The following is a 1,461-nucleotide window of genomic DNA, read 5'->3' as shown; positions in this document are numbered from 1 at the left end:
GAGCCAGCGGGCACGGGGAGCGCGCGCGGCCTTCGGCGGGACAGGGGACTGCGGGGACATGTTTCCTCCAGGAGGTGGCGGCGGATCCGATTTCATGCCGCGTGCCGCGCGTGGAGCCTTGGAGGCGCACGGGAAGTGCGGCCCGGCGACCACGTGCCGGCGCTCCCCCATGCGCGTCCGCGGGCCCACAGGGTGTCCGGGCAGCCACACTCGCGGGTGGCCTGCTGGACGCGCGGGACGCGGGATTTCGCGGTGCAGACTGGCGGTGAGACACCTCGGCGGTCAACTGGGGTCCCTGCGACGCGCACCAGGGCGGTAGGGTGCGCCGCCATGGTGCTGCCCGTCCGATTCGTCCTCATGCGCCCGCGCAACGCGGAGAACCTGGGTGCCGCCGCCCGCGCCCTGAAGAACTGCGGCCTGTCCGACTGGGCCTGGGTGACGCCGGAGGTGGAGGACCTGGGTCCCGCCCACCGGCTCGCGGTGCACGCGGAGGACGTGCTGGGTGGGGTGAAGCGCCCGGACACGCTGGACGCGGCGGTGTCCGACTGCGTCTGGGTGGTGGGCACCAGCTCCCGCAAGGTGGAGGGAAAGCGCCGCCTGTCGCCCCGGGCCGTGGGGGAGGAGCTGATAGCGAGGGCGAAGCAGGGGCCGGTGGCGCTCGTCTTCGGGGATGAGAGAAGCGGCCTCACCAACGCGGAGGTGGAGCGCTGCCACGACCTGTCCGCGGTGCCCACCGCGCCGGAGCAGCCCTCCATCAACCTGGCGCAGGCGGTGCTGCTCTACGCCTACGAGGTCCGCATGGCGCACCTGGCGGACAGCGCGCCGCCGCCGGGCCCCCTGCCCCTGGCCGCCACGGACGCGGAGCTGGCCCGCGTGGAGGCCACACTGGAGGAACTCTTGAGCACGGGCGGCTTCCTCGTGGACGAAAAGCCCGGGCGCACGGCGGTGCGGGACCTGGTCGCGCCCCTGCGCCGCTCCCGGCTCACCCGCAACGAGGCCCGGCTCTGGCTGGCCGCGCTGCACACCGTGCGCAAGCACTTCCCGGGCAGGGACGACCCCTGAGCAGGCAGGGGGACACCCCACCCCTCGCGGCGGGATGCCCGCGCGTCGCTACCTTTCCTGGAACGTCCGAACCTGACGGAAAGGAGCACCGCGTGAACCACATGCCCTACGAGTCGATGATCGTGGGAGGCACCGAGCCCGGCCCTGGCCGTCAGGCGCCATCCCACGAGGACGCACTGGAGGAGCCCGGCCGCACGCCCGAGACGGCCGAGGACGGCGGGCTGGAGGAGGAGCCCCACCGCATGGCGGACGGCGACGAGCCGGGCAGGACGCCGGGCTCCGCCGAGGGCGAGGACCCCGACGAACCGGCCCGGCACTAACGGAAGAACACTGTCGCCGCCTCAAGCGCGGCTACAGTGCCGCGCCCATGCCTCGCAAGCCCGAACGGCCCCCCAAGTC

Annotated in this window: 2 protein-coding genes; both read left to right on the top strand. The window is 73.8% G+C overall.

From position 1 onward, the window contains the following. Positions 1–330 precede the first annotated feature (330 nt). Entirely contained in the window at positions 331–1,062 is a 732-nt protein-coding gene (locus tag D7W82_RS39610) for an RNA methyltransferase (RefSeq protein ID WP_120623179.1), read from the top strand. Between the two features lie 101 nt (positions 1,063–1,163). Further along, entirely contained in the window at positions 1,164–1,382 is a 219-nt protein-coding gene (locus tag D7W82_RS39605; RefSeq protein WP_199728026.1) for a hypothetical protein, read from the top strand. Positions 1,383–1,461 lie beyond the last annotated feature (79 nt).

It is taken from the genome of Corallococcus sp. CA049B (assembly GCF_003611685.1).
Taxonomy (GTDB): Bacteria; Myxococcota; Myxococcia; order Myxococcales; family Myxococcaceae; genus Corallococcus; species Corallococcus coralloides.
Note: the sequence above shows the minus strand (reverse complement) of the source record. Positions and strands in the feature narration are given on the sequence as shown.

Excerpts from the sequence above, each read along its gene's own strand:
- D7W82_RS39610 (WP_120623179.1), top strand. The coding sequence starts at position 331 with ATGGTGCTGCCCGTCCGATTCGTCCTCATGCGCCCGCGCAACGCGGAG.
- D7W82_RS39605 (WP_199728026.1), top strand. The coding sequence starts at position 1,164 with ATGCCCTACGAGTCGATGATCGTGGGAGGCACCGAGCCCGGCCCTGGC.